This window comes from Rhodococcus sp. JCM 9793 (assembly GCF_055380405.1).
On the sequence record NZ_AP043721.1, the window covers coordinates 3,379,430 to 3,403,932 of the forward strand.

The 24,503-nt window shown below is 65.2% G+C and carries 22 protein-coding genes; 14 read left to right on the plus strand and 8 right to left on the minus strand.

What is annotated here, in order from left to right; translation table 11 throughout:
- Positions 1 to 24: 24 nt before the first annotated feature.
- Complete coding sequence (gene polA, locus ACZ46K_RS17705; protein WP_464743913.1) at positions 25 to 2,748, plus strand: DNA polymerase I; 2,724 nt, start codon at positions 25 to 27, stop codon at positions 2,746 to 2,748.
- Between the two features lie 55 nt (positions 2,749 to 2,803).
- Here the strand turns inward: polA and trxA are convergent, their stop codons facing one another.
- The 3 genes from trxA to ACZ46K_RS17720 all read right to left on the minus strand — a co-directional run bounded on the left by trxA (position 2,804) and on the right by ACZ46K_RS17720 (position 5,143).
- Entirely contained in the window at positions 2,804 to 3,175 is a 372-nt protein-coding gene (trxA, locus tag ACZ46K_RS17710; RefSeq protein ID WP_054715998.1) for a thioredoxin, read from the minus strand.
- Positions 3,176 to 3,286: 111 nt separating this feature from the next.
- Positions 3,287 to 4,300: a GlxA family transcriptional regulator gene (locus ACZ46K_RS17715; RefSeq protein WP_054806987.1), complete on the minus strand. Its 1,014-nt coding sequence runs from the start codon at positions 4,298 to 4,300 to the stop codon at positions 3,287 to 3,289.
- A 324-nt stretch (positions 4,301 to 4,624) separates the two neighbouring features.
- Positions 4,625 to 5,143 (minus strand): 2'-5' RNA ligase family protein, encoded by a 519-nt coding sequence (locus ACZ46K_RS17720; protein ID WP_054806986.1) that lies wholly within the window; start codon positions 5,141 to 5,143, stop codon positions 4,625 to 4,627.
- Between ACZ46K_RS17720 and ACZ46K_RS17725 the strand changes: the two genes are divergently transcribed.
- The 4 genes from ACZ46K_RS17725 (at position 5,142) to ACZ46K_RS17740 (ending at position 9,089) form a co-directional block, all read left to right on the plus strand.
- Positions 5,142 to 6,275 (plus strand): isocitrate/isopropylmalate dehydrogenase family protein, encoded by a 1,134-nt coding sequence (locus tag ACZ46K_RS17725; protein ID WP_464743916.1) that lies wholly within the window; start codon positions 5,142 to 5,144, stop codon positions 6,273 to 6,275. The two genes, ACZ46K_RS17720 and ACZ46K_RS17725, sit on opposite strands and share 2 nt — an antisense overlap.
- Before the next feature lie 179 nt (positions 6,276 to 6,454).
- Positions 6,455 to 7,309, plus strand: a complete 855-nt coding sequence (locus ACZ46K_RS17730; protein ID WP_464749378.1) for an ABC transporter substrate-binding protein — start codon at positions 6,455 to 6,457, stop codon at positions 7,307 to 7,309.
- A gap of 11 nt (positions 7,310 to 7,320) precedes the next feature.
- Complete coding sequence (locus ACZ46K_RS17735) at positions 7,321 to 8,298, plus strand: amino acid ABC transporter permease (RefSeq protein WP_464743918.1); 978 nt, start codon at positions 7,321 to 7,323, stop codon at positions 8,296 to 8,298.
- 38 nt (positions 8,299 to 8,336) lie between these two features.
- Positions 8,337 to 9,089 (plus strand): ATP-binding cassette domain-containing protein, encoded by a 753-nt coding sequence (locus ACZ46K_RS17740; RefSeq protein ID WP_054806988.1) that lies wholly within the window; start codon positions 8,337 to 8,339, stop codon positions 9,087 to 9,089.
- Positions 9,090 to 9,111: 22 nt separating this feature from the next.
- Here ACZ46K_RS17740 and ACZ46K_RS17745 read toward each other — a convergent pair whose 3' ends face one another.
- Positions 9,112 to 9,993: a class I SAM-dependent methyltransferase gene (locus ACZ46K_RS17745; RefSeq protein WP_464743920.1), complete on the minus strand. Its 882-nt coding sequence runs from the start codon at positions 9,991 to 9,993 to the stop codon at positions 9,112 to 9,114.
- A gap of 138 nt (positions 9,994 to 10,131) precedes the next feature.
- Here ACZ46K_RS17745 and ACZ46K_RS17750 point away from each other — a divergent pair, with 138 nt between their 5' ends.
- The 3 genes from ACZ46K_RS17750 to rpsA all read left to right on the plus strand — a co-directional run bounded on the left by ACZ46K_RS17750 (position 10,132) and on the right by rpsA (position 14,014).
- Positions 10,132 to 11,700 (plus strand): LVIVD repeat-containing protein, encoded by a 1,569-nt coding sequence (locus ACZ46K_RS17750; RefSeq protein WP_464743922.1) that lies wholly within the window; start codon positions 10,132 to 10,134, stop codon positions 11,698 to 11,700.
- The gene (locus ACZ46K_RS17755; RefSeq protein ID WP_464743924.1) at positions 11,697 to 12,365 is read left to right on the plus strand and encodes a DUF305 domain-containing protein; all 669 of its coding nucleotides are present in this window, start codon (positions 11,697 to 11,699) and stop codon (positions 12,363 to 12,365) included. The genes ACZ46K_RS17750 and ACZ46K_RS17755 overlap by 4 nt, the downstream gene beginning before the upstream one ends.
- Before the next feature lie 182 nt (positions 12,366 to 12,547).
- The gene (rpsA, locus tag ACZ46K_RS17760; protein ID WP_054805565.1) at positions 12,548 to 14,014 is read left to right on the plus strand and encodes a 30S ribosomal protein S1; all 1,467 of its coding nucleotides are present in this window, start codon (positions 12,548 to 12,550) and stop codon (positions 14,012 to 14,014) included.
- A gap of 224 nt (positions 14,015 to 14,238) precedes the next feature.
- On the opposite strand, the gene ACZ46K_RS17765 is transcribed toward rpsA, so the two are convergent.
- On the minus strand, positions 14,239 to 14,451 hold the full coding sequence (locus tag ACZ46K_RS17765) for a hypothetical protein (protein WP_054805566.1): 213 nt from the start codon (positions 14,449 to 14,451) through the stop codon (positions 14,239 to 14,241).
- A 214-nt stretch (positions 14,452 to 14,665) separates the two neighbouring features.
- On the opposite strand from ACZ46K_RS17765, the gene coaE reads away from it, so the two are divergent.
- The 3 genes from coaE (at position 14,666) to ACZ46K_RS17780 (ending at position 17,806) form a co-directional block, all read left to right on the plus strand.
- A complete protein-coding gene (gene coaE, locus ACZ46K_RS17770) occupies positions 14,666 to 15,883 on the plus strand; it encodes a dephospho-CoA kinase (protein ID WP_464743927.1) in 1,218 nt (405 codons plus the stop codon).
- Between the two features lie 106 nt (positions 15,884 to 15,989).
- Positions 15,990 to 17,129 (plus strand): LLM class flavin-dependent oxidoreductase, encoded by a 1,140-nt coding sequence (locus ACZ46K_RS17775; RefSeq protein WP_054805567.1) that lies wholly within the window; start codon positions 15,990 to 15,992, stop codon positions 17,127 to 17,129.
- Positions 17,126 to 17,806 carry an FMN reductase gene (locus ACZ46K_RS17780; protein WP_054805568.1) on the plus strand — a complete coding sequence of 227 codons (681 nt, stop codon included), beginning with the start codon at positions 17,126 to 17,128 and terminating at the stop codon, positions 17,804 to 17,806. The genes ACZ46K_RS17775 and ACZ46K_RS17780 overlap by 4 nt, the downstream gene beginning before the upstream one ends.
- Before the next feature lie 89 nt (positions 17,807 to 17,895).
- On the opposite strand, the gene ACZ46K_RS17785 is transcribed toward ACZ46K_RS17780, so the two are convergent.
- The 3 genes from ACZ46K_RS17785 to ACZ46K_RS17795 all read right to left on the minus strand — a co-directional run bounded on the left by ACZ46K_RS17785 (position 17,896) and on the right by ACZ46K_RS17795 (position 20,721).
- The gene (locus tag ACZ46K_RS17785) at positions 17,896 to 18,027 is read right to left on the minus strand and encodes a putative transporter small subunit (protein ID WP_464743929.1); all 132 of its coding nucleotides are present in this window, start codon (positions 18,025 to 18,027) and stop codon (positions 17,896 to 17,898) included.
- Entirely contained in the window at positions 18,024 to 19,721 is a 1,698-nt protein-coding gene (locus tag ACZ46K_RS17790) for a sodium:solute symporter family protein (RefSeq protein WP_464743931.1), read from the minus strand. Before ACZ46K_RS17790 ends, ACZ46K_RS17785 begins: the two co-directional genes overlap by 4 nt.
- A 490-nt stretch (positions 19,722 to 20,211) precedes the next feature.
- Positions 20,212 to 20,721, minus strand: coding sequence for a ribonuclease FAU-1 family protein (locus ACZ46K_RS17795; protein ID WP_464743933.1), 510 nt, complete (start codon positions 20,719 to 20,721; stop codon positions 20,212 to 20,214).
- 74 nt (positions 20,722 to 20,795) lie between these two features.
- On the opposite strand from ACZ46K_RS17795, the gene uvrB reads away from it, so the two are divergent.
- The 3 genes from uvrB (at position 20,796) to ACZ46K_RS17810 (ending at position 24,503) form a co-directional block, all read left to right on the plus strand.
- The gene (uvrB, locus tag ACZ46K_RS17800) at positions 20,796 to 22,955 is read left to right on the plus strand and encodes an excinuclease ABC subunit UvrB (protein ID WP_464743935.1); all 2,160 of its coding nucleotides are present in this window, start codon (positions 20,796 to 20,798) and stop codon (positions 22,953 to 22,955) included.
- A 63-nt stretch (positions 22,956 to 23,018) separates the two neighbouring features.
- Entirely contained in the window at positions 23,019 to 23,891 is an 873-nt protein-coding gene (locus tag ACZ46K_RS17805; protein WP_464743937.1) for an SCO6745 family protein, read from the plus strand.
- Positions 23,892 to 24,050: 159 nt separating this feature from the next.
- Complete coding sequence (locus ACZ46K_RS17810; protein WP_054810089.1) at positions 24,051 to 24,503, plus strand: universal stress protein; 453 nt, start codon at positions 24,051 to 24,053, stop codon at positions 24,501 to 24,503.

Here is a 24,503-nt window from a genome sequence, read left to right on the forward strand (position 1 = left end):
TACCCGGTCCCTAGACTGACACCCGTGACCCGTGCATCAGCTTCGCCCTCGACCACCCCGGCCGCCGACGACCGCCCGACCCTTCTGCTGCTCGACGGACATTCGCTGGCGTTCCGCGCGTTCTACGCGTTACCGGCCGAGAACTTCAGAACTACCAGCGGGCAAACCACCAACGCGGTGTACGGGTTCACCTCGATGCTCATCAATCTTCTGCGCGATGAGAAGCCATCCCACGTCGCGGCCGCATTCGACGTGAGCCGCAAGACATTCCGCGCCGAGATGTATGCGCCCTACAAGGCTCAGCGCAGCGCTGCGCCCGACGAATTCAAGGGCCAGATCGATGTCACCAAAGAGGTGCTAGGTGCCATGGGTATCCCCGTCATGGCGGAGGAGGGGTACGAGGCCGACGACATCATCGCGACCCTCACCACCCAGGCCACGGCACTCGGTTACAAGGTGCTCGTCGTCACCGGAGATCGCGACGCACTGCAGTTGGTCACCGACGACGTCACCGTGCTCTACCCGAAGCGTGGCGTTTCCGAACTGACGCGCTTCACCCCCGAGGCCGTGGAGGAGAAGTACGGGCTCACCCCGGCGCAGTACCCGGACTTCGCGGCACTCCGCGGAGACCCGAGCGACAACCTTCCCGGCATCCCGGGCGTCGGTGAGAAGACCGCCACCAAGTGGATCCGCGAATTCGGCAGCCTCACGGATCTGGTCGATCGCGTCGACGAGGTTCGGGGCAAGGTCGGTGACGCGCTGCGCGAGAATCTGTCGAACGTGCTGATGAACCGTCAGCTCACCGAGATGGTGCGTGAAGTACCGCTGCCGTATGCGCCGGAGGCCCTCGCCCTCGCGCCGTGGGACCGCGACCGGATCCACCTCTTGTTCGACGACCTCGAATTCAAGGTTCTGCGCGATCGACTCTTCGAGACACTGACGTCGGCCGAGCCGGAAGCCGACGAGGGATTCGAGGTGCGCGGCGGCGTCGTCGAACCGGGTGAGCTCGCCGCCTGGCTGGCCGAGCACGCACCTGCTGGGCAGCGGCACGGACTGTCCGTCGCCGGCTCCGGCAGCCCCTATGGGGGCGACGCGTCGGCCGTGGCGATCGCGGCGGCCGACGGCGAGGGCGCGTATGTGACGACGGTGTCGCTGACCCCGGAGGACGACACGGCACTTGCCGCGTGGCTCGCCGACCCCACCGTGGAAAAGGCTCTGCACGAAGCGAAGTCGGCTATGCACGCGCTACGCGGTCGTGGCTGGAGCCTCGTCGGCGTCACCAGCGACACCGCGCTGGCGGCCTATCTCGTACGCCCCGGGCAACGCAGCTTCAAACTCGACGACCTCTCACTGCGTTATCTCAAGCGCGAACTGCGCGTCGAAGACACCGGCGTCCAGCAACTGTCGTTGCTCGACGACGAGGACGCCACCGACAAACAGGCTGCCGAAGGTGAGATCCTGCGGGCCCGCGCCGTCGTCGACCTCGCTGCGGCGCTCGATTCCGAACTCGCCGACATCGAGTCGGCGAGGCTACTTACCGAGATGGAACTGCCGTTGCTCGAGGTGCTCGCCGACCTCGAGGCCACCGGTATCGCGGTCGATTCCACGCACCTGCACGACCTGCAGGCGGGCTTTGCCGCCGATGTCACCGCCGCAGCGAACGCCGCGTACGAGGTGATCGGTAAGCAGATCAACCTCGGCTCACCGAAGCAGCTGCAGGTCGTGCTGTTCGATGAACTCGAGATGCCGAAGACCAAGAAGACCAAGACCGGCTACACCACCGACGCCGACGCCCTACAGAACTTGTTCGAGAAGACCGGACATCCGTTCCTCGAGCATCTGCTCGCGCACCGCGAGTCCACCAGGATGAAAACCACCGTCGACGGCCTCATCAAATCGGTCGCCGACGACGGCCGCATTCACACCACGTTCAACCAGACGGTCGCGGCAACGGGGCGTCTGTCCTCCACCGAACCGAACCTGCAGAACATCCCGGTACGCACCGACGCCGGACGGCAGATCCGCAACGGCTTTGTGGTGGGTAGCGGATACGACCTGCTTCTGACCGCCGACTACAGCCAGATCGAGATGCGCATCATGGCGCACCTGTCCGGCGACGAAGGTCTGATCGAGGCGTTCAACACGGGTGAAGACCTGCACAGTTTCGTCGGTGCCCGCGCGTTCGGCGTACCGATCGAAGAGGTCACCCCCGAGCTGCGTCGACGGGTCAAGGCGATGTCGTACGGTCTGGCGTACGGTCTGAGCGCCTACGGACTTGCGCAGCAGCTGAAGATCTCCACGGACGAGGCACGCGAACAGATGGAGGCATATTTCACCCGCTTCGGTGGTGTGCGCGACTACCTGCACAACGTCGTCGAGGAGGCCCGCAAGGTCGGCTACACCTCCACGCTCTACGGGCGTCGCCGCTACCTGCCGGACCTGACCAGCGACAACCGGCAGCGCAGAGAGGTCGCCGAGCGGGCCGCGCTCAACGCGCCGATCCAGGGCACCGCCGCCGACATCATCAAGGTCGCGATGATCGACGTGCAGAAGGCGCTCGGCGAGGCCGGCCTGCAGTCGCGGATGCTGTTGCAGGTCCACGACGAACTCGTACTGGAAGTCACCACCGATGAACGTGAGCGTGTCGAGGAGCTCGTCCGCGACAAGATGGATTCGGTGATCGATCTGTCGGTGCCGCTCGAGGTGTCTGTCGGCTACGGCCGCAGCTGGGACGCCGCCGCCCACTGACAGCCGACGCGGCTCGATCCCGGGAAGGAATCGAGCCGCGCTGTGGTCGGTCGGTTCAGCCCTGGGCGTTCGACGCTTCGTCGATCTGCTTGCGCACGTCGTCCATGTCGAGAGCCTTGACCTGCGAGACGAGGTCTTCGAGCGCGGCCGGCGGCAGTGCGCCTGCCTGGTTGTAGACCAGGATGCCTTCGCGGAACGCCATGATCGTCGGGATCGAGCGAATGTTCGCGGCTGCCGCGATAGACTGCTCGGCCTCGGTGTCGACCTTCGCATGCACGACGTCGGGATGCTGTTCGGACGATGATTCGAAGGTCGGTGCGAACTGCTTGCAGGGGCCGCACCAATCGGCCCAGAAGTCCACGAGCACGATGTCGTTGTTGGTGACGACCTCGTCGAAGGTCTGCTGGGTGAGAGCTTGGGTTGCCACGGTGGTCCTTTCGGTTCGGTCGTGTCGACGGGTGCAACAGCGAGCCGCCCCCATTTCTTCCGCCACGCTACGCGAGGACAGCGCTGTCGAGGGGCCGCTTGTGCTGCCGTGTCAGTCGACCGGGGCCAACTCAGCGGACCGGAAGGTCCGGCGGTATGCCTGGGGCGTGGTGCGCCGCAGGCGCAGGAAATGCTGCCTGAGCACCGGCGCGGTCCCGAATCCGACACGGTCCGCGACCACGTCGATCGGCAGATCGGTGTTCTCGAGCAGATGCTGCGCCGCGAGCACCCGTTGGTCGCGGATCCACCGCGCCGGTGTCGTGCCGGTTTCGTCCGTGAACCGTCGCGCGAAGGTCCGCGACGACATGTGTGCCTGTTCCGCGAGGACGGTCACCGACAGGTCGCGGTGCAGGTTCTCGGTGATCCAGTCGAGTAGCGGGGCGATCGAGTCGTCGGTGCATTCGGGAAGCGGCGTGGCCACGTATTGCGCTTGCCCGCCGTCTCGGTGCGGGGGGACGACCATGCCTCGCGCGATCGTGTTGGCGACGTGCGAACCCTGCGCGTTCCGCACGATGTGCAGGACCAGATCGATGCTGGCGGCAGTGCCTGCGCTCGTCAGCACCGGGTGCTCGTCGACATACAGCACATCGCGATCGACTCGGGCCGAGGGATACATCGCGGTGAGCCGGTCTGCGTACCGCCAATGGGTGGTGCAGCGGCGGTCGTCGAGAAGACCGGCGGCGGCGAGGACGAAAGCGCCCGTGCACAGACTCGCAACCGGAGTTCCCCGATCGACCGCGCTCCGCAGTTTCTCGAACAGCGGCTCGAGGACGGCGAGATCGGGGCTGCCCCTGCGCACGAACTCGGGATCGGTCAGTTCCCCTGCCCCGGTGCCGCCAGGAGGCACGATGATCAGGTCCGCGTCGTCGAGGCGGTCGAGGTCGTACGGCACATCGATGGAGTAGCCGTACTTGGTGGTGACGGGTTCGGTGCTGCCCGCGACGAGCGCGAACTCGTATTCGGGAAGGCCGTCGTCCGCGAGGTCGCCTCCGAAGACCTCGCAGGCGACGCCGAGTTCGAACATCACGATGCGCGGGAGGAGGGGGACGACCACGTTGCGAAGCATGCAACTCAGTCTCCTCGCCGAGTGGCAGAAAATCGAGAAATCGCGGTGATTCTGCCACCGAGGCTCACAACAGTCGACGAGAAATCTGATACTCCCTCACACTCACTGACACTTCCTTCCACCTCATCCGCCACGCGAGGAGACCGTGGAATACCTCGACATCCTGCATAGTGCAGATTCTCACGCACCGCGGCGCAGTCCCGGGTCACGGTCGAGCCCGCGGTGTCGCAGGATGTTTCGGGTAGCCGTGAGGGACGTGGATCTGGACCGCCTGCCATGTAGGTGGCAGGAAGTATCAGGTTTACGTAGACGCTGTTCGCTGTGTCAGATGAGCAGCCATTCCTGTTTCGCGGTACTGTCCCACCGCCGAATGTGATGCGCGGTACCTGCCAGATCACCGGGCGTGTGGTGAGCGGCGATCGCCGCGGCGCCGATCCGGTCGGCGGGGACCCGCCGCGCCAGCGTCACGTGCGGAGTCCATTTACCCGGGCGGATGTGCGCCGGAATCCCGGGACACTGCGCGAACGCGGCGAATATCCGGGACTGCAGATCCAGCAGTGGCGCAGAGGGTACGACGAGTCGTGCCACCGTCGCGTGACGACCTCCGAAGAGGACCACACCACCGAGGTGCACAGGCACCTCGACTCCTGAGACGGCTTCACGCGCAGCCTCCTCCACATCCGGTGGGATCGATTCCGCCACGAACAGCGTGATGTGTGGCCGATTCGATTCGGCCCGGATTCGCCCCTGACTGTCGATACCGGCTGCGCGCAGGCTCTCCCACTGCGCGCGGACGTAACCGTCGAGGCGGTCATCGAGAAGTAGCTCCACCGACTGCACCATGATGCGCAATGATGGCGCGGTGACCCACGAGACTGCAACGGCGACCCATGAGACTGCACGCTCGCAGCCCCAGCGTATCGGCTTGATCGAAGGTGACGGCATCGGCCACGAGATCGTTCCCGAAACCCGCCGCGTCGTCGACGCGGCGATCGCGGCTGCGGGCGGTCCGGGTATCGAGTGGGTGTCCCTACCGCTCGGGGCCGACGCCATCGGTACCCACGGCACGCCCGTACCGGAGTCGACACTCGACGCGCTCACGGATCTGGACGGCTGGATTCTCGGGCCACATGACAGCGCGTCGTACCCGGAGCAGTTTCGTGCGGCGCTGACACCGGGCGGACACATCCGCAAACATTTCGACATGTACGCCAATATCCGCCCTGCCCGGGCACTGCCGGGCACCCGCGCGATGGTTCCCGACATGGATCTGGTCGTCGTCCGTGAGAACACCGAAGGCTTCTACGCCGATCGCAACATGGCGGTCGGCAGCGGTGAATTCATGCCGACTCCCGACGTTGCCCTCGCTGTCGGGGTCATCACCCGGGCCGCGTGCGAACGCATCGCACACACCGCCTTCGACCTCGCCTCACGTCGCCGCAAACGCGTCACCATCGTGCACAAGGCGAATGTGCTGTCGAAGACGACCGGCTTGTTCCGAGACGTGTGCCGGGAGATCGGAACCATGTATCCGAGTGTGGAGGTCGACGACGAGCACGTCGACGCGATGGCTGCCCTGCTCGTCCGCCGAGGCGGCGATTTCGACGTCATCGTCACGGAGAACCTGTTCGGCGACATCCTGTCCGATCTTGCCGGTGAGCTCTCCGGCTCGCTGGGCAGCGCCCCCTCGATCAATGCGTCCGCGCGGAAGACGATGGCGCAGGCAGTCCACGGCGCCGCACCCGACATCGCCGGACTCGGCCGTGCCAACCCGACCGCCCTGTTCTTGTCCTCGGCCATGCTCCTCGACCGCCTCGCCGTCAAAGGAGACCCGTTCCTCGGTGGTGCCGCGCGAGCTCTCGAGCGGGCAGTCGCCGACACCATAGGGGACGGAATCGCCACAGCAGATCTCGGCGGGAGTGCGTCGACGACCGAGTTCACCGTCGCGGTGGTCGAGCGCATCTCCGCCGCGTGACGGAGCAACAGCGGCGTTCGCGACATGCCTGCGATACCCCCCAGAACATCGCACCGCACAGATTTGCAGACACAGACAGATCTGCAGACACAGAGAGCCCTCCGGTCTAAGGTTCGACTGTGGATGGACCAGCTCACTCCCGTGCGCTGCAGCCTCGGCTCGTTGGTGCTCTAGCCGCAGTGCTGCTCGTCCTCGCGACCGTGGCAGGTTGCGTGGTCAACACCGAATCCACCGTGCCCCCTGGCGACCGGGTGCACGCCGACCGCGTCGATGCGCTTGCTGCTCAACTTCCTCCCGCGACCGCGACGGGAGGTCAGCTGAAAGTGGGGACGAACGTGCCCTACGCCCCCAACGAATTCAAGGACGACGACGGCACCATCGTCGGATTCGCCGTCGAACTCGTGCAGGCACTCGGCGACGTGCTCGGCATCGACGCAGTGTTCTACGAGTCGGACTTCGACCGGATCATCCCCGCCGTGCAGTCCGGCACTTTCGACCTCGGCTCGTCGTCGTTCACCGATACTCTCGAGCGCGAACAGTCGGTCGACTTCGTCACTTACTTCAACGCGGGAATCCAATGGGCCCAGCGTGTCGGCGAACCCGTCGACCCCGGTTATGCATGCGGGCTGCGAGTGGCCGTGCAGACGACCACGATCGAGGACATCGACGAGGTCCCGGCGAAAAGCCAGGCCTGCGTGGATGCGGGACTTCCCCCGATCGAGAAGATCAAGTACGACAGCCAGGACGAAGCCGCCAACGCGTTGATCCTCGGCCGCGTCGATGCGTTGTCCGCCGACTCGCCGGTCACCGCCTACGGGATCGAACGCAGCGAAGGTCGTCTCGAATCGGCCGGCCCGCTGTTCGACGCCGCGCCGTACGGATTCGTCGTAGGAAAGGGCGCTCCCATCGGTCCTGTCCTGGAGCAGGCGATGCAGCACCTGATCGACTCGGGGACATACCAGCAGATCGCCGACAGATGGGGTGTGACAGAGGGAACGATCACCGAGTCGCAGATCAATGCGGCGACGAGCTGAGGAAGGCCCCGATGAGTCAGCACACGCACTCCGGCGCAGCCGAGACAGAACCGGAACCGATCCGAGCCGTCCCGCTGCGTCGACCCGGCCGGTGGATCGCGGGGGCCCTCGTGGTGATCGCGTTGGTGCTGATCGTGTGGGGCGCCGCCACCAATGAGGCCTTCCGCTGGGACATCTACGGCCAGTACCTGTTCGATCGTCGCATCAGTGAGGCGGCATGGAACACGGTGCAGTTGACCGTGCTCGCCATGCTCATCGCTGTCGTACTCGGAGTGGTCCTCGCGGTGATGCGCCTGTCGCCGAATCCGGTCCTCAAATCCGTGGCGTGGGTGTACCTGTGGGTCTTCCGCGGCACCCCCGTGTACGTCCAGCTCGTGCTGTGGGGACTGTTCCCGTCGATCTACAAGCAGCTCGACATCGGAATCCCGTTCGTGCACCAGTTCTTCCACATCGATCTGCAATCGCTCAATGCTGCGTTCCTGTTCGCGGTGATCGGCCTGGCGCTCAACGAGGCCGCGTACATGGCCGAGATCGTCCGCGCCGGAATCGGCTCGGTTCCCGAAGGTCAGCTCGAAGCCTCCACCGCGCTGGGAATGTCGTGGGCGCAGACGATCCGGCGGACCGTGCTTCCTCAGGCCATGCGCGTGATCATCCCGCCGACCGGGAACGAACTCATCAGCATGCTCAAGACCACCTCCCTGGTTGCGGCCGTGCCGTACACCGCTGAGCTGTACGCCCGGGCGCGCGATATCGCCGGCTCGAACTTCCAGCCGATCCCGCTGTTCCTCGTCGCCGCGACCTGGTACCTGGCGATCACGAGCATCCTGATGGTGGGCCAGTATTTCGTCGAGAAACACTATTCGAAGGGCATGACCCGACACTTGACGGCACGCCAGTTGCAGGCCCTCGCCGACGCCGAAGGCAAGGCCGTCGTCATCCAACCGACACCGCCGACAGACCCGACCATCCCCGGAGGGGAGCGCAAGTGACCGCGCCAGGCCAGACGACCGAGCCGGACCACACGCCCATGGTGCGGGCCGATCGGGTGTGCAAGAACTACGGTGCCGTGAAAGTACTCAAAGGCATCTCGCTCGAGGTGGAGCGAGGACAGGTCGCATGCCTGATCGGCCCGTCGGGTTCCGGCAAATCGACGTTCCTGCGGTGCATCAACCATCTCGAACGCGTCGATGCGGGGCGGCTCTACGTCGACGGCACACTCGTCGGATACGCCGAACGCGGTGGCAAACTCCACGAACTGCATCCGCGCACGGCCGCGAAACAGCGCCGCGAGATCGGAATGGTCTTCCAGCACTTCAACCTGTTCCCACACCGGACGGTGGTCGCCAACATCATCGAAGCACCGATCCTGGTGAAGAAGCTGCGTCGGAGCGACGCCACCGAGATGGCCCGTGATCTGTTGGAGAAAGTGGGGTTGGGCAACAAGGCCGATGCGTATCCGGCCCAGCTGTCGGGCGGACAACAGCAGCGCGTGGCCATCGCACGGGCACTGGCGATGGAACCGAAGCTCATGCTGTTCGACGAGCCCACCTCGGCGCTCGACCCGGAACTGGTGGGGGAGGTGCTCTCCGTGATGCGCGACCTCGCCGACGGCGGCATGACCATGGTCGTGGTCACCCATGAGATGGGGTTTGCGCGGGAAGTCGGCGATCAGCTGGTGTTCATGGACGGCGGGGTCGTCGTCGAAGCGGGTGCGCCCGAGGACGTGCTCGGCAATCCGCAGCAGGACCGCACCCGCGAGTTCCTCGCTCGCCTGCTCTGAGCCCGCTTTGCTCAGGTCCGGGCTAGTTGTTCTTCCCGGCGCCGGGCGCGCGGCTGCAGAAGATCGCGGTTCCGGGGAAGATCTCGCCGCGCAGAGGGCTCCATTGGCCCCACTCCCGGTCCAGATGCTCGGGCCACTCGGGTTCGACGATGTCGTAGATCTCGAAGCCGGCAGCGACGAGCTCGCGGACGCGGTCGCCGATGGTGCGGTGATGCTCGACGTAGGTCGCCACTCCATCGTCGTCGACCTCGACATAGGGTGTGCGGTCGAAATAGGGGAACATCGCGACCATCCCGCGTTCGCCGGGATCGTCGGGGAAGATCCACCGCATCGGGTGGTTGACCGAGAAGACCCATCGTCCGCCTGGGCGCAGCACCCGCGCGACCTCACGCATCACCTGCGCCGAATCGGCGACGAACGGGACACCACCGAACGCCGAACACACGACGTCGAAACTGTTGTCGGCGAACGGTAGATTCTCGGCGCCGGCCTGGACGAGCGGCGCGCGCGGTCCACCGCGGCCCATCGCCTCGACGCCCCGCGCAAGCATGCCCATGGACAGGTCGAGCCCCACGGCGCGGGCACCCTCACCGGCGAGCCAGCGTGCGCACGGTGCCGATCCGCAACCGAGCTCGAGGATGTCCTTTCCGCGGACGTCACCGAGGAGACGGACGTCGTCTTCGTGCAGGCCCTCCGGACACCAGACGAATTCGCCCGCGACCGAATCAACTCCGAGGAATTCACCGTGGGTGCGGTGGTAGTCGCCGGCGTCGGCGTCCCACCACGTGCGGCTGGCATGTTCACTGTCGCGGCTGCCCACTCGGGCCCGGCCGGCCTTCGACGTGCCGAGCAGGGCATTTGCGGTGGCGTGACGAGGATCGGGCGGCAGCGACGCGTCGGACATGGAATCAGCGTAGGACGTGCGGTACAAGCGGTTCTCGGCCGGGACACGCAGACGGAAGGCGTTGACGCGAATGTGTGATCTCGAACATACTCACCGCGGGGGCTGGGCATCGATGTCCGGTGGCAGAGGGGGAATGTCATGTGGGGGACTGTGTCGACTCGCGGTGGCTACGCGGTGGTTGTCGCGGCGGTGGCAATTCTGGTGACGACGGGGATCGCGACGGCGGGTCCGCCGCCGCAGGACTCGTCCGGCGTGGTCCACGAAGCCGGTGAGGTCGGGCGGCATGCGGCGGCGCGCGCCGAATGCGGGCCCGGGTCGCGGCCCGAGTCCGGGCTACAGGGCGACGTGCCGGCGGCAGACCGCAACAGCGGGCGCAGTGCCGAGGGCTACGACTGCAACATCACCAGGCTCGGAGGGTTCGCAGGCGATGGCGCGGGCATCGTCTCGGCGAGCCACGACCACTGCGCTTACATGGGGAGCATCTTTCCCGGCAGTCTCGTCGGACCGGAAACCGGTGTGCAGGTGGTCGATGCGTCGAACCCCGAAAACCCGCGACCGACCGTGACCCTTGCCGAACCTGCGATGCTCGCCGGAACCTGGGAAAGTCTCAAAGTGCACTCGGGTCGAAAACTGTTGGTGGGTACGGGTGTTCCCGCACTGCTCGGCGCCGGCCTGCTCTCGGTGTACGACGTCTCCGACTGCGCTCACCCGCGATTGCTCAACCCGGGTGCGGGCACCGACCCGCGGATGCCGCTCCCGATCACCGCCCACGAAGGCGGTTTCTCACCGGACGGCCGCACGTACTGGTCGTCCGGCACCGAAGGGGTGCTCAGCGCCGTCGACCTGACCGACCCGGCGGCACCGACGGTCATCTGGCAAGGCTGGATGGGGATGTCCGGCCACGGGTTCGGGATCTCGCCCGACGGCAACCGGCTGTACCTGTCCAACAACTTCGGCGGACTCGCGGTTCTCGACATCAGCGCCGTGCAACGGCGTGACGCAGGTGCACAGGTGCAGCAGGTCGCCTCGATGTCGTGGACCGACGGCTGGGCCACCCAGCACAGCATCCCCGTCACCTACGACGGGAATCCCTACCTGTTCACGGTCGACGAGGGCGGTTCTGGTGGGGTCAAGCTCATCGACCTCGCAGACGAGACGAATCCGGCGATCGTGAATTCGATCAAGCTGGAGATCAATCTGCCGGAGAACATCGACAGCCAGGTCGCGTCGGGGATGGGTGGATCGGCGTTCGCCTACGAATCGCACTATTGCTCGGCAGACCGTCCGGTGAATCCTACGGCGCTGGCCTGCGGGTGGGTGTCCTCCGGTATCCGGGTGTTCGACGTCAGTGATCCGTTCGACGTGAAGGAGATCGCTTACTACAACCCACCGGCCATGACTTCGCGCAACCTCGAGCGCTCGAACTCGCCGCACGCACTGGCGTCCGTGATCGGCGTTCCGATTCTCAGTGTGCCGGCGGTGCTGCAGGCCGCGATCGGCGGGCGGTTCGACCTCGGCGAGGCGGGTTCGTCCCGCAGCGGCATGGTGGTCGCCGGTGACCTGTCCACCGACTGGTGCTTCTCACCGCCGGAATGGCGCGGCAACGACCTGTGGGTGAGTTGTTCGGACAACGGGTTCGTGACTCTGCGTCTGAGCGAGGATGTCTACACCCCGCCGGCCGATCAGCGGTCGACGATCGGATCATGAGCGGAGCGACCGGCATCACCGGGGCGCCGAACATCATGATCCGGTCGCTGGCCTTGGTGTCGCTGGCGGTGCTGCTGCTGGTGGTCGGTGCAGTGTTGCGGCCGCTGGTGGATGCGCCCAACGCGAGTGGCCCGGTGCTGAGCGACGTCGAAGTCGGGTTCGTGCAGGACATGGCGGCCCATCATCAGCAGGCGTTGCAGATGACGGCGCGCCTGGCGCCGGACGTCGATCCCGCCGTCATCACATTTGCCGATCGGATCGATTCCGCGCAGCGGATCGAACTCGGAACACTGGTCGGCTGGCTGACGCTGACGGAGGCGGCTCCGATCAATCCCGACCCGATGTGGTGGTGGCACGGCCCCGCACACGCGCACGCGGATGGCGGCGCCGTCCGTCACGGTGCCGGCGCGAGCATGCCGGGAATGGCCACACTCGCGGAACTCGATGCTCTGTCGGCAGCGCGTGGCAGGGAAGGCGAAGTGCTGTTCCTGCAGATGATGAAGCGACATCACGACGGTGGCGTGGCCATGGCGCGGGCGGCAGATCTACTGCTCGACGACGGTGCGGTGAAGCGGCTGGCACGCGCGATGATGCAGGAGCAGAGCAAGGAATCGGGTCTCCTGACGATGATGCTCGCCGAACGTGCGGCGGTTCCCGCCGGGTGAGTTTGCCGGGGCGATACCGGACCGCGTAGCCTAGTCCACGCGAGTGTCCCGAGTTCTGCCCTTCACCGGTCTGCACGAGGGTGTTCGTGGTGGAACGCGCGCGATGTGCACGTCAGCGCCGGTCCACCTGTCCGAAAGTGTTAACCAACCGACTATCAACCCGTCCGGAGCAACTCAAACACATGGCCTCCACCACCGTCACCTCGCCGCAGGTAGCCGTCAACGACATCGGCTCCGCCGAGGATTTCCTCGCCGCCATCGACGCCACGATCAAGTACTTCAACGATGGCGACATCGTCGAAGGCACCATCGTCAAGGTCGACCGCGATGAGGTGCTGCTCGACATCGGTTACAAGACCGAAGGCGTCATCCCGTCCCGCGAGCTCTCGATCAAGCACGATGTCGACCCCAATGAGGTCGTGTCGGTGGGCGACGAGGTCGAGGCCCTGGTCCTCACCAAGGAGGACAAGGAAGGCCGCCTGATCCTGTCCAAGAAGCGCGCGCAGTACGAGCGCGCCTGGGGCACGATCGAGGAGCTCAAGGAGAAGGACGAGGCCGTCAAGGGCACCGTCATCGAGGTCGTCAAGGGCGGCCTGATCCTCGACATCGGCCTGCGTGGCTTCCTGCCCGCGTCGCTCGTCGAGATGCGTCGCGTCCGCGACCTCCAGCCGTACGTCGGCAAGGAGATCGAGGCCAAGATCATCGAGCTCGACAAGAACCGCAACAACGTGGTCCTGTCGCGCCGCGCATGGCTCGAGCAGACCCAGTCCGAGGTCCGCAGCGAGTTCCTGCACCAGCTCCAGAAGGGCCAGGTCCGCAAGGGCGTCGTGTCCTCCATCGTCAACTTCGGCGCGTTCGTCGATCTCGGCGGTGTCGACGGCCTCGTGCACGTCTCCGAGCTGTCCTGGAAGCACATCGACCACCCGTCCGAGGTTGTCGAGGTCGGCACCGAGGTCACCGTCGAGGTTCTCGACGTCGATCTCGATCGCGAGCGCGTGTCCCTCTCGCTCAAGGCGACGCAGGAAGACCCGTGGCGTCAGTTCGCTCGCACCCACGCGATCGGGCAGATCGTTCCGGGCAAGGTCACCAAGCTGGTTCCGTTCGGTGCGTTCGTGCGCGTCGAAGAGGGAATCGAGGGCCTCGTGCACATCTCCGAGCTGGCCGAGCGCCACGTCGAGGTCCCGGACCAGGTTGTCGCAGTCGGCGACGACGCAATGGTCAAGGTCATCGACATCGACCTCGAGCGTCGTCGTATCTCGCTGTCGCTGAAGCAGGCGAACGAGGACTACACCGCAGAGTTCGATCCGTCGAAGTACGGCATGGCCGACAGCTACGACGAGCAGGGCAACTACATCTTCCCCGAGGGCTTCGATCCCGAGACCAACGAATGGCTCGAGGGCTTCGAGAAGCAGCGTGAGGAGTGGGAGTCCCGCTACGCGGAGGCCGAGCGTCGTCACAAGATGCACACCGCCCAGATCGAGAAGATGGCGGCCGACGAGGCTGCCGAAGCTGCTGCGGGCGTGTCCAGCAGCAACTACTCCTCGGATTCGGCTCCGGAGTCGGGCGAGGTCGAGACCACCGGTGGCGGCTCGCTCGCCAGCGATGCTCAGCTCGCTGCACTGCGCGAGAAGCTGTCGGGCAACGCCTGATAGAACCGTTTTCACGGAAGACCCCGCACCGTCCGGTGCGGGGTCTTCCGCGTTTCGAGGATCATTGCGTAAGCGCGCAGCTGCGCTGCCGACCGGGTGGTTGTTGTGGTGCGACGGTGCTGTGGGAAGTGATGGTCGAACGCCGACGGCCCCTCCCGTGGGGGAGAGGCCGTCGATCGTGTCGCGTGCGGAATCTGCGGTGGACGCGATGCGTCCCGGGGTTGTCAGCCCACAGCGGGTGTCGCCCACTGCGTCGGCAGCGCAGCTGCGCGCTTACGCATGGCGGCCTGACTGTGGCGTGCGTTGCTCAGGAGCATCGTGAGCCAATTGCGCCGATGCTCTGTGAGTGCGGCGGCCACCTCGGGGATGAGGATGCAGTGAACACCGTTTTCCATACCGAGGCGATGCCGACCGGGTGATGACTGGGAGGATCGCATTCATGCCTTCTCGAGTGGACTGGACTCCGTGGTCGGACGCTTCTGATCGACGATATCCGACCGAGAGACTCGAATGCTGCATTTGACGCAGGTGAGAGGCGTGTTTCACTTCTGATCAGAAACTTGCGATCGGCCTGTGACCCGCTCGTGACCGCGATGTGACTGCGGCAGCCCGAGTGTCGATACCGGGATCGATGATGCAAGACTGGGCCACGTGTTGCGAATGGGGTTGACCGGAGGTATCGGCGCGGGGAAGTCGACCGTGGCGAAAGAGCTTGTCGAACTCGGAGCGGTTCTCGTCGACGCCGACGTGATCGCCCGGGAGATCGTGGCGCCGGGATCGGAGGGGCTCGCGGAACTGGTCGACGCATTCGGCGACGACATCTTGCTACCCGACGGCTCACTGGACCGCCCTGCGCTCGCCGAGAAGGCATTCGCGACCGACGAGGCGCGCGGCGTGCTCAATGCGATCACTCATCCTCGGGTCGGTCGTCGCACCGCCGAACTCGTCGAGGCTGCCGCCAGCGATGCGATTCTGGTGCAGGACATTCCGCTGCTCGTCGAAGGATCCATGGCCCCGGCGTTCCATCTCGTGGCGGTCGTGCACGCCGGTGAAGAGGAACGACTGCGCCGGCTCGTGGAGCTACGGGGAATGCCTGAGTCCGATGCAATGGCCAGGATCCGCGCGCAGGCCACCGAGGAGCAGCGTCGTGAAGTCGCCGACGTGTGGCTCGACAACACCGGTGCACCCGACGCCGTCGTCGAGACGGTCCGGCAGTTGTGGGAACAGCGGCTCGAGCCGTTCGAGCGGAATCTTCGTACTCGCACGGCAGTGCACGCCGACCCGGTTCTCGTGCCGGCGCAGTCCGGGTGGGATCAGCAGGCCAAGCGTCTCGTTGCGCGGCTCGCGCTCGCGTCCGGCGGACATGCGATGCGCATCGATCATGTGGGATCGACAGCAGTGGCCGGACTCGACGCGGTGGACATGCTGGATCTCCAAGTCACCGTCGCTGATCTCTCGGCTGCCGATGCGCTTGCCGAGCCGCTCGCGGCGGCGGGGTTCCCGCGGATCGAACAGATCGACCACGACCTGCCGAAGCCGTCCTACGGTGCGGGCGGCGAGACCGACCCTGCGGTGTGGTCGATGAGGCTGCACGGTAGTGCCGACCCGGGGCGCCCTGCCCGTGTGGCTGTGCGAGTCGATGGGTGGCCCGGGCAGCAGTTCGCCCTGCTCCTGCGCGACTGGCTGCGGGCCGATGCGGAGGCAGTTCAGGAGTACACAGAAGTCAAGCGTGCAGCTGCTCGGGCGGCGGCCGACGAGACCGATCCGCTGCGCGCTGCGTCGGTGTACCGCGAGGTCAAGGCGCCGTGGTTCGACCGGGCCTATCGCCGGGCTTGGTCGTGGGCAGAGTCCAGCGGTTGGTCACTCTGACTGCACGTCCGCCCTGGTAGGCGGTGCTGAAGGAAGACGAGGAATACCGCGGTCCGACATTCCGTTCATGTAGTTGACAGTTCAATTACGTTACGGAGGTTCGGACGTGCAATTCGGCATTTTCACCATCGGAGACGTAACACGCGATCCCATCACGGGCGATGTCCCCACAGAGCACGACCGGATCGTCGCTATGACGAAGATTGCCCTGGCGGCCGAAGAGGTCGGACTCGACGTCTTCGCCACCGGAGAGCACCACAACCCGCCGTTCGTGCCGTCCTCGCCGACGACGATGCTCGGCTGGATCGCCGGCAAGACCGAGAACCTCATCCTCTCGACAGCGACGACACTGATCACAACCAACGATCCGGTCAAGATCGCCGAAGATTTCGCGATGCTGCAGCACCTCTCGAGGGGGCGCGTCGATCTGATGATGGGACGGGGCAACACAGGACCGGTGTACCCGTGGTTCGGCAAGGATATCCGTCAGGGAATCCCGCTGGCCATCGAGAACTACCACCTGCTGCGCCGGCTGTGGCGAGAGAAGGTCGTCGACTGGGAAGGCAAGTTCCGCACCCCTCTGCACGGCTACACTTCCACTCCGATGCCCTTGGACGACACCCCACCGTTCGTCTGGCACGGGTCGATCCGCTCGCCCGAGATCGCCGAACAGGCTGCCTTCTACGGTGATGGGTTCTTCCACAACAACATCTTCTGGAACAAGGAACACATCCAGCAGATGATTACGCTCTACCGCAACCGATTCGAGCAGTACGGGCACGGCGCCGCAGATCAGGCCATCGTCGGTCTCGGTGGGCAGGTCTTCATGGCCGGCACGGAAGCCGAGGCGAAGCGCCGGTTCCGGCCCTACTTCGACAATGCTCCCGTGTACGGCCACGGACCGTCGCTCGAGGAGTTCGGGGCGATGACCCCGTTGACGGTCGGCACCCCGGAGCAGGTCATCGAGCGCACCCTCGGGTTCGCCGACTACGCCGGGGACTACCAGCGTCAGCTCTTCCTCATGGACCATGCGGGCCTGCCGCTCGACGTCGTCCTCGAACAGATCGAGATCCTCGGTCGCGAGGTCGTTCCTGTGCTACGAACCGAGTTCGAGCGTCGTCGTCCCGCGCATGTGCCGTCGGATCCGCCGACCCACACCTCGCTGGTGGCGGCGGGACCGGACTCGCCGCATCGACTCGTCGCGCCGGCGTCGATCGACGCGGAGGTTGTGGGAGCGTCGAAATGAGCCGCCGGCTGATCGTCGTGACCGGAGGACTGTCGCAACCGTCGTCCACGCGACTGTTGTCCGATCGGATCGCCGATGCGGTGATCGCTGCGATCGGGGCGCGCGGTGAGTCGGTCGACGTCGATGTCGTCGAACTCCGCGATCTCGCCGGTGATCTCGCGACCATGATGACCACGCATGTGCCGACGCCCCCGCTGGCAGATGTTCGTGATCGGGTATCGCGGGCGGACGGGCTGATCGCAGTGACGCCCGTGTTCACGGCGAGCTACAGCGGGCTGTTCAAGATGTTCTTCGACGCACTCGACACCGATTCCCTCCGCGGCATGCCGACGATCGTCGCCGCCACCGCGGGCACGGCACGGCACTCACTGGTGCTCGACCACGCGATGCGCCCGCTGTTCGGGTTTCTGAACGCGGTCGTGGTGCCCACGGGGATCTTCGCAGCCACAGAGGATTTCGGGGGCGGTGAAGGTTCGGGCGAAGAAGGGCTCTCCGGGCGTATCCGTCGCGCCGCCGACGAACTCGCGGCGCTCATGGTGGCCGACACGGTCGGTGTCGACGGATACGTGACCACGACTGCGACCCGGCCGCGGACCTCCGGTAACACCGTGGCCGGTGTGTCGGCGGGACCCGGCGGCTCCGCGTTCGAGGTGTTGCTCCGGTCCCACCTGCAGTGACGGCCCTGAAACCCAGCGCGACTCGGCCCGCAGAGCGACGAAGATGTTGCTCCTGCGGGCCGAGTCGTATACCGAGAAGGCGGATCAGATCAGATCAGGTCTTCACCGTTTCGGCGGGCTTCGAGCCACTCCTTGATGAAGCCGCGACCGAGGACGAACAGCACGAGTGCCACCAGAACAGGCCAGATCAGAACATAGATGGTCAGGGCAATGGTGCTCATGCGCGGTCCTTCGTCAGAGTCTGGTCGTTGTCGGGATCGCCGTCCGAGTGGTCCTCGACCGGGTCGAAATCGCCGACGCGGTGGGAGATCACATCGAAGTCGAAGTCTTCCTTGCTGTTCACCGACATCGCCCAGCACACCACCGTGCTCACCGCATACGCCACCAGGGACGCGCTCAAGACCGCGTAGTCGTGCAGGAAGCCGATCGAGAACGGAGCCGCGATCAGTGCGGCCACGACCGCGACGACCCGCGCGACCCGCAGTCCGAAGAAACCGAATGCCATGAGCCCGGCGATCACGCCGACGCCGACAACCGAGACGACATCGACCAGGTAACCGACCGCGCCGTCCATCGAGAGCCACTCGAATCGCACCGGCAGGAACAGTGCGAGCGCGAGCAGTACCGAGGTGGTGAAGGCCTTGTTGGTGACCTTGTTCCAGTAGAAGCTGGCGATCACCGGGAAGACGAGAGCACCCCACAGCGCACCGACGAATACCAGTAGATCGAGGATGTTCAAGCGCATGCTCGCAAATCCGACTGCTGCCGCGGTGGCGAGCACCATGGTGGTTCGGCCCACGAACAGCATGCGCCGGGGATCGGCATGTTTCTTCCCGCCGGCGATGTTCTGGCCGTAGACGTCGGCCATCATGATCGACGACAGGGCGGCGAGATCGGAGTCCGCCGTCGACGACAGTGCCCCGATGATCATGATGAAGAACAGCACTACCAGGATCGTCGGCAGATATGACGCGACCATTTGCGGGATGATGTTGTTGACGTCCCCGTCCATCGGGTCGATCCCGAGGTAGAGCGCGAGTACACCGAACATTCCGACACCGATGACCGTCGCGCCGTACCCCACGGTAGCGGTGATGAAGGTGGGCTTGATCAGGTCTTCACGCACTGCGAAGAGCCGCTGTGCGATGGTCTGGTTGCCGATCGCATAGGCGAGCACCGCCGCGATGTAGGGCGCGCCCTGGTTGAGGAACGCGTCGCTCGAGAAGAAATTGCTCTGCTGCTCGGTGAGGTTGCTCGCGCCGGTCTCGAAGGCGTCAGGGAACCCGGTGATGAAGAAGGCCGCGGGGATGATCACCACGACCGCCCCGAGCATGGCCACCACTTGGACGAAGTCGGTGAGCACCGATGCCCGGAAACCCGACCACAGTGTGTACAGCAGCACGCCGGCGGCGATGAACACCACGCCCTGGACGAACGAGAAGGGTGAGAGCATCGAGATGAGTACACCGCCCGCGATGAAGTTCGACATCAGGCTGATGAGGCTGCCGACCACATTCGACCCGGCGAGCATCAGTTGGCTCGATGCGCCGTGCCGTGCGTGCATCACCTCGGCGAGTGTGTGCGCCTTGGGGGCGACTGCGCGGATCCTCTTACCGAACGGGTAGATGAACAGAATCATCAACGCGCCCCAGAGTCCGTAGTGGATGGGGCCGGAGATTCCGTAGGTATATCCCGAGGTTGCGGACGCATAAAGCGAGGACGCCCAGATCCATGTCGCAGTCATGCTTGCTGCCGAGACACCGAATCCGATTTTGTTTCCGGCGGTCATGTAACCGTCGGCATTTTCGTTCTTCTTGCCGATCCGGGCCGAAATGAGAAATGTCCCACCATAGAATAAAATCAGCAGCAGAACAACTGTCACGGCACTGAGTTGAACGAGCTCGGTGCTGTCCAATGCAACCTCCTTCGTATTCGCGTGGTGCCCGGGGACGGGCACAGCGCGACTCGAATTAGGTTTCGGCTGTATCCACCGGGGGCGGGCATGCCCGGGTGACCCGAGACTGCGATACGGCAGCGGGTCGGTCAGGGCACGTCGGTGTACGTATCCTGCTGGTCAATGCCCAATTCTGGGTACACGTCGACGCGGCAGCGGAGGCGCTGCTGCGCGCTCACGAAAATATTCGGGCACCGGGCGTGTCGGAGGCGAGGGATTTCCTCGCCGTGCCGATTCGCAATATCCCGGCCGCCGCTCGTCCGGAGCTATTTGCATGTGTAATACAAATTCTCGTCGACCGCGAAACAGTAACATACCGGGCGTACGGGTATTTCATGGGTAGTGTCCATCGGTCCCGAAATCCGCGATAGCCAGCAGTTATCCGCTGTGATTCACACCGATATCGGCGAGCGGAATTCGGGTGCCTCTCGTCGGGCTCAACCGGAGAATCTCAACGCCATTTCACGGGAAAACCCTCGGATGCGAGCCACGCGTCGAGATCGTGACCGTGCGAGGCGATTCCGTCGACGGCCGCGAGCGCGGTGGCGACGGCCCGTTCGGCATCGTCGGTGTCGAGCACCCCGGCGGCCACGGCGGCGAACAACTCGTCGATGTCCTCGACGCGGGTATCGCGGCCTGTGGAGACCACCAGGTCGAGATAGTGGTCGCGCGAATGCCATACGTCGCCGTCGCGCCAGAAGATCCCGACGTCGACATACCGGTCCTGATCGCGTTCGTGCCCCGGCCGGAAGTGGAAGATCGACGCGCGCAGATTCAGCGAGGGCAGCAGCCACGATTCGAGATAGTGGAACTGGGGGTGGTCCGCAGAGCGGCCCATGTACAGGCCCCACGGGCACGCCCGGAATGTCTCGACCGGCCGCACGACGCCCTTCGGGTCGGTGTTGGTTCCGGCGGTCACGTCGAATCGTTCCACCTTGATCGGATGAAGACGGTGCGGCATGAAGGGCACGCTACCGCGACCTGTCGTTGTGGGTGCGGGGGAGTTTGTCGGTGGCACGGCCTACCCTGGATCCCATGGCGTTCGCAAGCGAGCATCCGGTTGTTGCCCACTCAGAGTTCCGGCCGGTCGGTGAGATCGAGCGCACCGACACACGCTTCGAAGTCGTCAGCGAGTTCGAGCCCGCAGGCGACCAGCCCGCCGCCATCGACGAACTCGAGCGCCGCCTGAAGTCGGGGGACAGGGACGTCGTCCTGCTCGGTGCCACCGGTACCGGTAAGTCCGCGACCACCGCGTGGCTGATCGAGCGGGTTCAGCGGCCCACGTTGGTGATGGCACCGAACAAGACCCTCGCCGCGCAGCTCGCCAACGAGCTCCGCGAGATGCTTCCCCACAACGCGGTCGAGTACTTCGTGTCCTACTACGACTATTACCAACCCGAGGCGTACATCGCGCAGACCGACACCTACATCGAGAAGGATTCGTCCATCAACGACGATGTCGAACGGCTGCGGCACTCCGCCACTTCGGCGTTGCTCTCGCGTCGCGACGTCGTGGTCGTCGCATCGGTCTCGTGCATCTACGGTCTCGGCACTCCACAGTCCTATCTCGACCGATCGGTACAGCTCGAGGTCGGTGTCGAAGTGCCACGCGACGCTCTTCTGCGCCTTCTGGTCGACGTGCAGTACACCCGCAACGACATGGCCTTCACACGTGGCTCGTTCCGCGTGAAGGGCGACACCGTCGACATCATCCCTGCGTATGAGGAACTCGCCGTCCGCATCGAATTCTTCGGCGACGAGATCGACGCCCTCTACTACCTGCATCCGCTCACCGGCGATGTGATTCGCAAGGTCGACTCGCTGCGCATCTTCCCGGCAACGCACTATGTTGCCGGTCCCGAACGCATGGAGCGCGCCGTGAACTCGATCGAATCGGAACTCGAGGAACGCCTTGCCGATCTCGAGAATCGCGGCAAGCTTCTCGAGGCGCAACGGCTACGGATGCGCACCCAATACGACCTCGAGATGATCCGTCAGGTCGGTTTCTGCTCGGGCATCGAGAACTACTCGCGACACATCGACGGGCGTGAGGCCGGATCGGCGCCCGCCACCCTCATCGACTACTTCCCGGAAGACTTCCTCCTCGTCATCGACGAGTCCCACGTCACGGTGCCGCAGATCGGCGCGATGTACGAAGGCGACATGTCGCGCAAGCGGAACCTTGTCGAATTCGGCTTCCGGCTCCCGTCGGCCGTCGACAACCGTCCCCTGACCTGGGAAGAATTCTCCCAACGGATCGGCCAGACCGTATATCTGTCGGCGACCCCCGGCGACTACGAACTCGGGCAGGCGGGCGGCGAGTTCGTCGAACAGGTCATCCGGCCCACCGGGCTCGTCGACCCGAAAGTCGTCGTCAAACCCACGAAGGGGCAGATCGACGATCTCCTGCACGAGATCCGTGGGCGTGTCGAGCGTAACGAACGCGTGCTCGTAACCACCCTGACGAAGAAGATGGCCGAAGACCTCACCGACTACCTTCTAGAACTCGGAGTCCGTGTGCGGTACCTGCATTCGGACATCGACACTCTGCGCCGCGTCGAACTGCTTCGTCAACTCCGTCTCGGGGAATACGACGTCCTCATCGGCATCAATCTCCTCCGTGAGGGCCTCGACCTTCCCGAGGTGTCGCTCGTGGCGATCCTCGACGCCGACAAGGAAGGGTTCCTGCGCTCGACCCGGTCGCTGATCCAGACGATCGGTCGTGCGGCTCGCAACGTCTCCGGTGAAGTCCACATGTATGCCGACAGGATCACCGACTCGATGGCGCGCGCCATCGAGGAAACCGATCGCCGCCGTGAGAAGCAGATCGCGTACAACGTCGAGCGCGGAATCGACCCGCAGCCGCTGCGCAAGAAGATCGCCGACATCCTCGACCAGGTCTACGAGGAGGCCGAGGACTCGGAGCGGGTCGAGGTGGGCGGTTCGGGCCGCAACGCGAGCCGCGGGCGCCGGGCACAGGGAGAGTCGGGGCGGGTCGGCAGTGCCGGTGTCGTCGAGGGTCGCGACACGAAATCGATGCCCCGCGCGGAACTCGCCGATCTCGTGCAGCAACTGACCGACCAGATGATGCAGGCCGCCCGCGACCTGCAGTTCGAACTCGCTGCGCGCCTGCGCGACGAGATCTCTGATCTCAAGAAGGAGCTGCGCGGTATGGACGCTGCCGGGCTCCAGTAGTCCGGTTCCGGTTCGACGGCGGTTGCCGTGGTGTCGCCGGCGGTTGCCGTAATGTCCCGGTACATGGATTCTGCTGCTGCCGGTCGCGCCGCCCGCGCGCTCGAGCTCCTTCATTCCTTCACGTATTTTGCTCCGGAAGTACATTCGGAGCTGGGGGAGCTCGGTCTGAAGGGCACTGCGATGAAGTACGTGGCGTCGCGGGTCGCGCCGATGGGCACGGTCGGGCCGGGCGTCGCGACTGCGACGTTCTACAACTTTGCCCCACGTCTGATCGAGTCCGCGCTGCCCGCGGCATGGGAGATTGCCGCACCGTCCGAGGTGTATGCGGCTCGAATTCGTGGGGTCGATGCGGCGATGACCAGGTGGCTCGGAGCGGACGTCATCGCTTCACCGGACATGACCGAGGCCGCGGAGCTGGCTGCGACGGTCGCACGATCGATTCCCGGCGTCGACGGTCGAGCCCTCTTTGCGGGACACTCCGATCAATCGTGGCCGGCGGCGCCACACCTGATCTTCTGGCACGCGCTGACCCTGCTCCGCGAATACCGCGGGGACGGGCACGTAGCAGCGCTGCAGGGTGCCGGCCTCACGGGACTCGACGCGCTCATCACGCACACCGCAAGCGGGATCGGATTCAGTGCAGAGTTCGTCAAGGCGAGCAGGGGCTGGACCGCCGACGAATGGGATGAGGCCGAGACCGCATTGCGTGCGGGGGGATTGATCAACCGCGCCGGTGAACTGACGGGTGACGGTTTCGAAGTGCGTGAACTCGTCGAGGATCTCACCGACGACCTGGCAGTGGAGCCGTGGGTTGTCGTGGGGGAGGAGGCCGTCGAGAGGCTTCTCGATCTCGCGGTGCCGTGGCGTGACGCGATTGTCGGCGGTGGATTGCTCCCCGGCGGGATGTTCGGACCACGTTTCGGTGACGCGAGGTAACACACACAGTGGCGGCCGATGAGGTGTCTATCCCAAACGTCCCACCCGTACCGCCGCGACCGCTAGTGTCTTTGCCAGCATCAGGTGTGGGGGGATCGCCTGTTCGATCCGTCTCCACCGACCGGCCACCGCGCCGGCACATCATCGTTGGAGGATTGAATGACCGCTTACCGGACCATTGTCGTCGGCACCGACGGCTCGGAGTCGTCGTACCGGGCCGTGGAGAAGGCTGCTGCTCTCGCCGCGGACGCCGGCGCCAAACTGGTGATCGCATGCGCGTACTACCCGGCGGACGCCCGTGACACCGCGCAGGCGGCCGACGTCCTCCGGGACGAGGCGTACCAGATCACCGGGTCTGCACCGACCTACGACATCCTTCGCACCGCCCGAGAGAAGGCGACCGTGGCCGGTGCGAAGGAGATCGTCGAACGCCCGATCGTGGGTGCTCCCGTCGATTCCCTGCTGACCCTCATCGACGAGGTCGAGGCAGACCTCGTCGTCATCGGCAATCGCGGACTCAACACCCTGACCGGCCGGCTCCTCGGGTCGGTGCCGTCGGATGTGGCACGCAAGTCCACCTCCGACGTGCTGATCGTGCACACGGTGCGCTGA

What these genes read in the sequence shown, in the direction of transcription:
- ACZ46K_RS17740 (WP_054806988.1), top strand. Translation starts at nt 8,337, where the DNA reads ATGGTGCGGGCCGATCGGGTGTGCAAGAACTACGGTGCCGTGAAAGTA.
- ACZ46K_RS17780 (WP_054805568.1), top strand. Translation starts at nt 17,126, where the DNA reads ATGAGCCGCCGGCTGATCGTCGTGACCGGAGGACTGTCGCAACCGTCG.
- rpsA (WP_054805565.1), top strand. Translation starts at nt 12,548, where the DNA reads ATGGCCTCCACCACCGTCACCTCGCCGCAGGTAGCCGTCAACGACATC.
- ACZ46K_RS17810 (WP_054810089.1), top strand. Translation starts at nt 24,051, where the DNA reads ATGACCGCTTACCGGACCATTGTCGTCGGCACCGACGGCTCGGAGTCG.
- ACZ46K_RS17715 (WP_054806987.1), bottom strand. Translation starts at nt 4,300, where the DNA reads ATGCTTCGCAACGTGGTCGTCCCCCTCCTCCCGCGCATCGTGATGTTC.
- ACZ46K_RS17765 (WP_054805566.1), bottom strand. Translation starts at nt 14,451, where the DNA reads ATGCGATCCTCCCAGTCATCACCCGGTCGGCATCGCCTCGGTATGGAA.
- uvrB (WP_464743935.1), top strand. Translation starts at nt 20,796, where the DNA reads ATGGCGTTCGCAAGCGAGCATCCGGTTGTTGCCCACTCAGAGTTCCGG.
- ACZ46K_RS17785 (WP_464743929.1), bottom strand. Translation starts at nt 18,027, where the DNA reads ATGAGCACCATTGCCCTGACCATCTATGTTCTGATCTGGCCTGTTCTG.
- ACZ46K_RS17755 (WP_464743924.1), top strand. Translation starts at nt 11,697, where the DNA reads ATGAGCGGAGCGACCGGCATCACCGGGGCGCCGAACATCATGATCCGG.
- ACZ46K_RS17720 (WP_054806986.1), bottom strand. Translation starts at nt 5,143, where the DNA reads ATGGTGCAGTCGGTGGAGCTACTTCTCGATGACCGCCTCGACGGTTAC.
- ACZ46K_RS17735 (WP_464743918.1), top strand. Translation starts at nt 7,321, where the DNA reads ATGAGTCAGCACACGCACTCCGGCGCAGCCGAGACAGAACCGGAACCG.
- ACZ46K_RS17805 (WP_464743937.1), top strand. Translation starts at nt 23,019, where the DNA reads ATGGATTCTGCTGCTGCCGGTCGCGCCGCCCGCGCGCTCGAGCTCCTT.
- ACZ46K_RS17750 (WP_464743922.1), top strand. Translation starts at nt 10,132, where the DNA reads ATGTGGGGGACTGTGTCGACTCGCGGTGGCTACGCGGTGGTTGTCGCG.
- ACZ46K_RS17725 (WP_464743916.1), top strand. Translation starts at nt 5,142, where the DNA reads ATGATGCGCAATGATGGCGCGGTGACCCACGAGACTGCAACGGCGACC.
- ACZ46K_RS17745 (WP_464743920.1), bottom strand. Translation starts at nt 9,993, where the DNA reads ATGTCCGACGCGTCGCTGCCGCCCGATCCTCGTCACGCCACCGCAAAT.
- ACZ46K_RS17795 (WP_464743933.1), bottom strand. Translation starts at nt 20,721, where the DNA reads ATGCCGCACCGTCTTCATCCGATCAAGGTGGAACGATTCGACGTGACC.